The sequence below is a fragment of the Micromonospora sp. CV4 genome, assembly GCF_003667455.1.
In the GTDB taxonomy this organism is placed as follows: Bacteria; Actinomycetota; Actinomycetes; order Mycobacteriales; family Micromonosporaceae; genus Micromonospora.
The window spans coordinates 1-7,510 of sequence record NZ_RCVI01000432.1; the positions used below are offsets into that span (position 1 = coordinate 1).

At 74.7% G+C, this 7,510-nt stretch carries 8 protein-coding genes; 2 read left to right on the forward strand and 6 right to left on the reverse strand.

Annotated features, from left to right (window positions below):
• The 3 genes from EAD98_RS29670 to EAD98_RS29680 form a co-directional block, all read right to left on the reverse strand.
• The coding region (locus EAD98_RS29670; RefSeq protein WP_147457528.1) for an Hsp70 family protein at positions 1-1,321 on the reverse strand (1,321 nt) is incomplete at its 3' end.
• A gap of 221 nt (positions 1,322-1,542) precedes the next feature.
• Entirely contained in the window at positions 1,543-1,716 is a 174-nt protein-coding gene (locus EAD98_RS31380) for a hypothetical protein (RefSeq protein ID WP_199723615.1), read from the reverse strand.
• A 369-nt stretch (positions 1,717-2,085) separates the two neighbouring features.
• Positions 2,086-3,297 (reverse strand): helix-turn-helix domain-containing protein, encoded by a 1,212-nt coding sequence (locus EAD98_RS29680; protein ID WP_121657259.1) that lies wholly within the window; start codon positions 3,295-3,297, stop codon positions 2,086-2,088.
• Positions 3,298-3,502: 205 nt separating this feature from the next.
• Here EAD98_RS29680 and EAD98_RS29685 point away from each other — a divergent pair, with 205 nt between their 5' ends.
• Both EAD98_RS29685 and EAD98_RS29690 read left to right on the forward strand, forming a co-directional pair.
• Positions 3,503-4,195: a response regulator transcription factor gene (locus EAD98_RS29685; RefSeq protein ID WP_121657255.1), complete on the forward strand. Its 693-nt coding sequence runs from the start codon at positions 3,503-3,505 to the stop codon at positions 4,193-4,195.
• Positions 4,188-5,201, forward strand: coding sequence for a sensor histidine kinase KdpD (locus EAD98_RS29690; RefSeq protein WP_121657256.1), 1,014 nt, complete (start codon positions 4,188-4,190; stop codon positions 5,199-5,201). The genes EAD98_RS29685 and EAD98_RS29690 overlap by 8 nt, the downstream gene beginning before the upstream one ends.
• Before the next feature lie 24 nt (positions 5,202-5,225).
• Here EAD98_RS29690 and EAD98_RS29695 read toward each other — a convergent pair whose 3' ends face one another.
• From EAD98_RS29695 to EAD98_RS29705, 3 genes are all read right to left on the reverse strand, one after another.
• A complete protein-coding gene (locus EAD98_RS29695; protein WP_305035615.1) occupies positions 5,226-5,837 on the reverse strand; it encodes a bifunctional 2-polyprenyl-6-hydroxyphenol methylase/3-demethylubiquinol 3-O-methyltransferase UbiG in 612 nt (203 codons plus the stop codon).
• Positions 5,838-5,938: 101 nt separating this feature from the next.
• Positions 5,939-6,619 carry a DUF2064 domain-containing protein gene (locus EAD98_RS29700; protein ID WP_121657257.1) on the reverse strand — a complete coding sequence of 227 codons (681 nt, stop codon included), beginning with the start codon at positions 6,617-6,619 and terminating at the stop codon, positions 5,939-5,941.
• A complete protein-coding gene (locus EAD98_RS29705; RefSeq protein ID WP_121657258.1) occupies positions 6,616-7,290 on the reverse strand; it encodes a glycosyltransferase family 2 protein in 675 nt (224 codons plus the stop codon). Before EAD98_RS29705 ends, EAD98_RS29700 begins: the two co-directional genes overlap by 4 nt.
• Between the last annotated feature and the right edge of the window lie 220 nt (positions 7,291-7,510).

The following is a 7,510-nucleotide window of genomic DNA, read 5'->3' on the forward strand; positions in this document are numbered from 1 at the left end:
AACCGGGCGCGGCTGGCGAGGTCGGCGCGAACGACGGTCCGGCCGGTGCGGCCAGCGCCTGCGCGGGTACGGCTGGTGCGGGCGGCGGTCCGGCTGGCGAGGCTGGTGCCGGCGGCGCGGGTGCTGCGGCCGGAGCGGGCGGGGCGAGGGGTGGCCCGGCGTACGCCGGCGCGGGCAGCTGTCGGCGCAGCGGCAGGTCCGTCAGCGCCCCCTCGGCCACCGGCAACTCCGGCTGGTCCAGCACCGTCGGGGCCACCCCCAGCTCGGCGTGCAGCATCCGGGCCACCAGCGGGATCCGCGACGACCCGCCGACCAGGAACAGCCCCGCGAGCTGGTCGGGACTCAGCCCGGCGGCGGCAATCACGTCCCGGGCCCGGTCCACCGCGCGGCGCAGCAGCGGCGTGGCCACCCGCTCGACGTCGGCCCTGGTCAGCCGCACCGCATCGGGCACCCCGGGTACGGCGACCGGCGCCACGGTGGACCGGGACAGCGTCTCCTTGGCACCCCGGACCTCGTCCCACAGCCGCACCTGGTCGCGGCGCTGCGCCGGATCCGCCGGGCGAACCAGCCGGGCCCACTGCGCGGCGTGCCTGTCACCGACCAGCTCGCCGACCCGCTGCACCAGCGCCGCGTCGAGATCCAGGCCACCGAGGTCGGGCAGACCACCGTCGGCCACCACGCTGAAGCCCGAGTCACCCCACGGGTCGGCGCCCTCGTTGCGTAGCACCGCCACGTCGAGCGTCCCGCCACCGAAGTCGAACACCGCGATCGCGCCGCCGACCGGCACCGGCCGGTGCAGCACCTGCGTGTAGTAGCGGGCGGCGGCCACCGGCTCACGCAGCAGCCGGGTGCCCGGCGGCGTCGGCCCGGCGAGGGTGTGCTCGGCGGCCTGCGGCCAGCCGGCCCGCATGAGGGCGTCACCGAGCACCTGCCGCCGCGTCGCGTCCCAGGCCGCCGGGCAGGTGACCACCGCCGGAGGCAGGAAGCCGACCGTGCCCACCGCGGCCCGCGCGACCGCCGCCAGCACCGCGGCGAGCAGCTCGGCCGGCGGGTACGAGCGGTCACCGAGCAGAACATTCGGCTCGTCCACCCGACGCTTCGGGTTCGCCTCGAACCGGGCCGGATCGGCCTGCGCCAACCGCCGTGCGTCCCAACCGGCGTGCAGCGTGCCGTCCGGGTCGGCGTACACGGCGGACGGACTGACCGGCTGACCGTCCATCAAGAGCGGACGGGTCCGCCCGTCCGGCCAGCGCAGCACCGCGACCGTGTTGGAGGTACCGAGGTCGACGCCGAGGGCGAAGCCCTCGTGCTGGCCTGCCATCTGTCCGATACCTCCGCCGCGACGAGGGGAACTCAGCCCCGCATCGTACGCAGCCGGCGCCGGCCCGCTGATCACTCGGTCGGGCCTCGCGCCGAACCGAGCCACCCGCGAGCGCTCAGAGGGCCGTGCAGCGGACGCCGCGCACGGCGCTGACGCTGACCTCCGGGCTCCCGGCCTCGGGCCGGTGTCCTTCCGGCGACGGGGAGACCGTGCTGCCGGCATCAGACGACACGCTGGATGCGAACCTTTGGACGTTCGTTCCTCAGGTGGCCGTGCTTGTGCTGGCGGACCTGCTCGTCCCAGACCTCCTGGTCGTAGTCCGGGCCCGGCGGAATCCACCGGTGGGAGCCGTCGCTGTAGTGGAACTTCTCGTCTCCCGGCCGAAGAATGCTCATCGGATCCAGCCGAGGAATCGGTGATGGAGGTGGCCGACGGGAACGTGAGCCAGGTCCCGGTTGGCATCGACGAACTGAGCGGCCAGGTAGAGGGCCAGTGACATCGACGCGCGGTCGTACTCGGCGAGCAGTTCGCGCCGGCAGGTCTGGCCGGGCCAGTCGCTGCCGCAGGCGTCACATGTCCAGGCCGGCGAAACAGGGCGGTGAGCTGTCACCTGAGACCCCTCCCTCGTCAGCCACGAGGGCGGCTAGTCCACCCCCGATGGAGAGGGACGCGGCGACCGGTGATCTCGCACCGCACGCCGCACCCCGTGACGAGGACGCTACGTACGGTTGCGGGGTGGAATGGGTACGGTTTCTACCCCTGAATCAGGACAGCAGGCCGACCTTCAACGCCAGGTCGCGGGCCTCATTCCGCGTGGCACGCGGCCCGTCGAGCAGGTCCAGAACGATCTGCCGCGCATAGCCGTTGAAGCGGATCGTCTCCGGAGCGGACCCGTACGCCTGCCGGAGAGTCGTCACGGCCGCTTCCTTGTCGTCCTTGCCGTAGTGGGCACGGGCGACCTCGATGAGGTGGCGCGCACGGCGTGGCCTCGACGGGATGGCCGCCGCCTCGTGGCGACGGGCCTGCCGTACCGCCTCACCGGACTTCTGCAACTCAACGGCCACGGTCACGGCGTGGGCGCCCATGACGACACGGGAGAATGACGTCTGAGGCTGGTAGAAGCCCTTCGGTAGACGCCGGGCAACCTCGTCGGCGCGGTCCCAGTAGCGCCAGGCGCGGCCCTCTTCGCCAGCGCGGGCAGCGGTGTAAGCCGCTTCGAAATGCAACGCGCCCCAGAGCGCCAGAAGGTTGGCGTTCGCATCGGCCGCGCGCCTCTCCAGGGCCGAGAGGATGTCGAGCGTCACCGTCATGGCGGTGTCCCAGTCACCGGCGTCCCGGTGTACCTGGCACAGGAACCACCCCGCGCTGGCCAGCGCCTCAGGATCACCGGACTCCTGCGCGGCCACCGTCGCGCGGTCGGCGACCCGCCACAGCAGCTCGGCAGCCGGCTGGTAGGCGAGGAACATCTGCGCGAGCCCAAGCGCCTCAGCCAACAGAGCCTGCGCCGAACGCCGGTCGGCACCCTCGTATCTCAACGCGGCAGCCTGCGCGTCCCGCAACAGATCCGGCAACAACGCGCCCAGCACCGTGCGATGGTCCGACGCCTGATGCCGCGCCCGCCACGCCGCCGCGAGACGGTCCCGGAGACGGTCCAACGAGTCAGGGGGCACGTCGTCGGACACCGCGAAGCGGTTCACGGCGTCCCGGACCGAGGCCAACGCCGGATGCTCCGGTCCGTGCACGGCAGCCGACCGGTCGCTCAGCTCCCCTACCAGGGCGGACACGTCGACCTTGAGGGCACGAGCAATGCGGTCCAACATGTGCACGCGTGGCGGCAGGATGCGATCCGTCTCCACCGCCTTCACCCACTCGGCGCTCCGGCCGACCAGCCCGCCGAGCACGGCACGCGTCTTGCCGGATCGTTCGCGGTAGACCTTGAGACGCTGCCCGAAGCTCAACTCCGGCATGGGGTCCATCCCGTACCTCCTCATAGCCGGGATGCGTCACCGGCCCGACGGCCGCCGTCGTGTCCCACGCTACCGACCAGCACCCCGCCTGATAAGAGACGCCACGCAGCACGGCCGCAGCTGCTGAGACGGTCGGTCGGGACGTAAGAGGATCGCAAGATCTGCCGGCCCAGCTCGACGGTGACGCTGGCTAGGCTGGCCGGGGAGGTGACCGGTGGCGCAGCGGGTGCTCGTGGTCGACGACGACCGGACCGTCAGCGACGTGGTCTGCCGCTACCTGGAGCACGCCGGGTACGACGTGAGCCACGTCGGGGACGGGCTGGCCGCGCTGGACGCCGTGCGGGATCGGACGCCGCACCTGGTGGTGCTGGACCTGATGCTGCCGGGGCTGGACGGGTTGCAGGTGTGCCGGCGGCTGCGGGAGCGGCCGGACGGCGTACCGATCATCATGCTGACCGCGCGCGGCGACGAGGCCGATCGGGTGCTCGGCCTCCAACTGGGCGCGGATGACTACCTGGGCAAGCCGTTCTCGCCGCGCGAGCTGGTGTTGCGCGTCGGTTCGGTGCTGCGGCGAGTTAGGGAGCCGGCCGGGCCGGCGGCGGAGGTGCTGGTCGACGCGGGGCTGGAGGTGGCCACCGGGCCGCGGGTCGCCCGGCTGCACGGCCGCGAGCTGGCCCTGACGCTGCGCGAGTTCGACCTGCTGGCGCACCTGATGCGGCATCCGACGCGGGCGTTTCGCCGCACCGAGCTGCTGGAGCGGGTGTGGGGCTGGAACTTCGGCGACCAGTCCACCGTGACCGTCCACGTGCGACGGCTGCGGGAGAAGATCGAGGACGATCCGGCCGAGCCCCGGCGGATCGTCACCGTCTGGGGCGTCGGCTACCGGTACGAGCCGGCCGATGCGTGACCTGGCGCTGATCTTCGGCGCGGCGCTCGGGGCGGCGATCGGCGTCGGCCTGGTCGGCGCGTTGACGCTGCGGCTGCTGCGCGACCGGTCGATCACGGTGCACGTGTGCGTCCTGCTCACCGTCACCGTGGCCGCCGTGGTGGCCGGGGTGGTGGTGGTCGCCCAGGCGATGTTCCTGTCTCCGCACGACCTCCAGGTCGTGCTGCTCACGGTGGCCGCGGCGGCGGTCGTCAGCCTCGGCGTCGGCTGGTACTTCGGTCGCCGGCTGGCGGTGGCCGCGGTCTGGGCGGACCAGGCCCGGGAGCGGGAACGACGGGTCGAGAAGGGCCGTCGGGACCTGGTCGCCTGGGTGTCGCACGATCTGCGGACGCCGCTGGCCGGGCTGCGGGCGATGGCCGAGGCGTTGGAGGACCGGGTGGTCGACGACCCGGCGACGGTGGCCGAGTACCACCGGCGGATCCGCGCGCAGACCGACCGGATGACCTGTCTCGTCGACGACCTGTTCGAGCTGTCCCGGATCAACGCCGGGGCGCTGCGGCTGACGCTGTCCGCGGTGCCGCTCGGCGAGGTGGTCTCCGACGCGCTGGCCGGCACCGCGCCCCTGGCCGAGGCCCGCCGGATCCGCCTGGTGGCCGCCGAGTCCGGCTGGCCGACCGTGCTGGCCAGCGAGCCCGAGCTGGCCCGGGTGGTGGGCAACCTGCTGCTCAACGCCGTGCACTACACCCCGAGCGACGGCACGGTCCGGGTGGACGCCGGGTGCGAACGGGATGCCGCGTGGCTGGCGGTCGCCGACACCTGCGGCGGAATCCCCGAGGACGACCTGCCCCGACTGTTCGATGTGGCGTTCCGGGGTGAGCCGGCCCGTACGCCCCGCTCGGGCGGGGAGGGCTCCGGCGGGCTGGGGCTGGCGATCGTCCGAGGGCTGGTCGAGGCGCACGGCGGTCGGGTGGACGTGCAGAACGTCGTCGGCGGCTGCCGCTTCGTGGTCCGTCTCCCGGCGGCCTGACCCGAGTCGACCGGCCGACGCGGGTCAGGTGTGGTCGGATTCGAGCGGGTGGTCGACGGTCAGCTCGCCGAACCAGCGTCGGCCCCGGCGGAACAGCTCCCGCACGGTCAGGCCGGCGGCGCGGGCGACCGGCTGGACGGCGTGCGTGTCGAGCCGGGCCCAGCGGAACGCCGGGCCGAGCAGCAGCCGGCCGGCCCGGTGCGCGGCGGCCACCCGGGCCTGGCCCTGCCACATCCCGGCCCCGGGCGGTTCCAGCTCGACCAGGACCGTGCCGCCGGGCGCGAGCAGCGCACCGCACCGGCGCAGCAGTGCGGTCGGATCGCCGCCGATGCCGATGTTGCCGTCGAGCAGCACCGCGTGCGCCCACCGGCCCTCACCGGGCAGCGGATCGAACAGGCTGCGGTGCAGGGCGACCGCACCCCGGGCCCGGGTCAGCCGCACCGCCGTCGGTGAGACGTCCACACCGACCGCCGACAGCCCGGCCCGGGCCAGCGCCACGGTGAGCCGGCCCGGCCCACAGCCGAGGTCGAGCGTCGGCCCGGCACACCGGGCGACCACCCCGGCCACCGCCGGCTCGGCCGGGCCGTGCCAACGGTCCACCGGCAGCCGGCTCCGCACACCGTCACCCTGCACCAGCCACCGCCCGCCGGCTGGCCGGCCCGCGAGCGCGGGGCCGAAGGCATCCTGGACCAGCGGTTCCCCGGGCCCGGTGAGCCGGGCCGCCGTGTCGACCGGGTTCACCGCCGGTCCCCCGGCACCAGGGCGAGCCGGACCGTCGCGACCCGCCGGGCGAACCGGCCCTCGGGCACCTCCATCGCCACCGCCAGGGCGTCGGGCCACTCGTCGACGTCGCGCAGCACCGGCAGCGGCGCGACGCGCAGCCCCCGCCCGGTCAGCGCCGCCCAGGTGTCGTGACCGGTGTCGGCTGTCGACATCGGCACCTCGCGCAGCACCTCCGCGTACCGGGGATCGCGCAACCCCAGCGACCACCAGCCGCCGTCGCGCGCCCGGCCGAGCACCGCGTCGGCGACGCGCAGCCGACGGACCGCGCCGGTCAGCCGGGCCGGGGTCAGCTGCGGGGTGTCCATCCCGATCTGGAGCACCGGCCGGTCCGGGTACGCCGCCGCCACCTCGGCGTACGCGTTGGCGAGCCGGTCGCCCAGCCCGATCCCGCGCTGGTCCAGCACGGACCAGCCGGCCAGCGCGGCGGTCAGCTCGACGGCGTCCTCCGCCTCGGTCAGCCGGCCCGCCCAGGCCAGCACCGGCGTGACCCCGGGGGTGGCGCGGACGGCGTCGAGGGTGTCGCGCAGCGCGGCGGCGGCGATCCGGGCGGCCTGCTCCGCGGTGGCCGGAGGGCAGAGCCGGGTCTTCACCGCCCCGGGCACCGGCGCCTTGGCGACCACCAGCAGGACGGTCACCGGGGGCCGTCCACGGTGCGCAGCACGCCGGCGAAGTCGCGGGTGGCTCGCAGGGTGCCCCGGACCGAGCCGGACACCTTGGAGCGGGTGCCGGCGGCCCGGGGCGCGTAGGTCACGTCCAGCTCCTGGATCCGCCACCCGGCGGCGGCCGCCCGGATCAGCAGTTCGAGGGGGTAGCCGAAGGCCCGGTCGGCGACGCCGAGGGCGAGCAGCGCGTCGCGGCGGGCCACCCGGATCGGGCTGAGGTCCCGCAGCGGTACGCCTCGACGGCGCAGCAGCGCCGCGACCAGCGCAGTGCCGGCCCGGGCGTGCCACGGCCACACCCCGGCGCCGACCGGTCGCCGCCGGCCCACGCTCAGATCCGCCGTCCCGGCCGCGACCGGCGCGACCATGGCCGGCAGCTCGCCCGGGTCGAAGGAGCCGTCCGCATCGAGTACGCAGACCAGCTCACCGTCGGCGGCCTCCAGGCCGGTGTGCACCGCCGCGCCGTAGCCGCGCCGGGGCTCGTGGATCACCCGGGCACCGTGTCGGGCGGCCACCTCGGGCGAGCCGTCCCGGGAGCCGTTGTCCACCACGATGGCCCGGTAACCGGGTGGCAGCGCGGTGAGCACACCGGGCAGGGCGGCCGCCTCGTCCAGGCAGGGCAGCACCACGTCGATCTGAGTCGGCATACCGCCGACGCTAGGGCGGCACCGGGCCGGCGGAGGCCGGAATGTGCTTACCGAACGCTTACCACCTGGGCATTTCTTACCGTCCGGTGACAGGCCGGCGGTTCCGCCGACGGGAGGCTGGCTGCCGCCGTACCGTCCGGTGGTCATGACCTCGACCACCGCTCCCGCCGCCGCCCTGGCCTGCGTGCTGGTGGGGGCCACGGTGGCGGTGCCTCCGCCC

What these genes read in the sequence shown, in the direction of transcription:
- EAD98_RS31380 (WP_199723615.1), bottom strand. Translation starts at nt 1,716, where the DNA reads ATGAGCATTCTTCGGCCGGGAGACGAGAAGTTCCACTACAGCGACGGC.
- EAD98_RS29680 (WP_121657259.1), bottom strand. Translation starts at nt 3,297, where the DNA reads ATGGACCCCATGCCGGAGTTGAGCTTCGGGCAGCGTCTCAAGGTCTAC.
- EAD98_RS29690 (WP_121657256.1), top strand. Translation starts at nt 4,188, where the DNA reads ATGCGTGACCTGGCGCTGATCTTCGGCGCGGCGCTCGGGGCGGCGATC.
- EAD98_RS29705 (WP_121657258.1), bottom strand. Translation starts at nt 7,290, where the DNA reads ATGCCGACTCAGATCGACGTGGTGCTGCCCTGCCTGGACGAGGCGGCC.